The sequence below is a fragment of the Oleiphilus sp. HI0043 genome (genome assembly GCF_001634935.1).
In genome coordinates this window covers 1-882 of the sequence record NZ_LWEY01001331.1, presented here as the reverse complement: position 1 = coordinate 882, position 882 = coordinate 1, and the positions used below count along the sequence as shown (strand labels likewise).

The following is an 882-nucleotide window of genomic DNA, read 5'->3' as shown; positions in this document are numbered from 1 at the left end:
ATGGTTTCAAGAGCGTATTGAGTCAGTAAAAGGTAAGCCCAATTACGAATTTGATACGCGCTACCATCTGCTAGAGCGTTTAACAGCAGCAGAAGGCTTAGAAAAATATCTTGGCTCTCGTTACCCAGGTACCAAACGCTTTGGCTTGGAGGGTGGTGAAAGTCTGATCCCGATGATGGATGAGCTGATTCAGCGTGCCGGTGGTTATGGTGCTAAAGAAATCGTTATAGGTATGGCTCACCGTGGTCGCCTAAACGTTTTGGTGAATACGCTTGGTAAAAACCCGAAAGACTTGTTCGATGAGTTTGACGGTAAAAAACTCCATGATATTGGTTCCGGTGACGTTAAATACCACCAGGGCTTTTCATCGAATGTGATGACGCCAGGTGGCGAAGTGCATCTAGCCTTATCGTTTAACCCCTCACATCTTGAGATTGTTTCTCCGGTTGTTGAAGGCTCGGTTCGAGCGCGCCAGGGTAGAAGGGAAGATGAGCGTCGGGATTCTGTCGTACCTATTATCATGCATGGCGATGCTGCGTTTGCAGGTCAGGGCGTGGTGATGGAAACCTTCCAGATGTCACAAACTCGTGGTTATGGTACGGGTGGTTCCGTACATATTATTATTAATAACCAGGTTGGCTTTACCACCAATAAGCGTGAAGACACGCGCTCAACAGAGTATTGTACCGACGTTGCAAAGATGATCGAAGCGCCAATCTTGCATGTAAATGGTGATGACCCCGAAGCTGTTTTGTTTGCTACTCAGGTTGCAATTGATTTCCGCAATCAGTTTAAGAAAGATGTCGTTATTGACTTGTTCTGCTATCGCCGTCGTGGTCATAACGAGGCGGATGAGCCTTCGGGCACGCAGCCATTAATGTA

General features: G+C 47.1%; 1 protein-coding gene. It reads left to right on the top strand.

All coding sequences use genetic code 11. From position 1 onward, the window contains the following. Positions 1-882 (top strand): thiamine pyrophosphate-dependent enzyme (locus A3729_RS17800; RefSeq protein ID WP_255376400.1); only part of this gene is annotated, 882 nt, incomplete at both ends.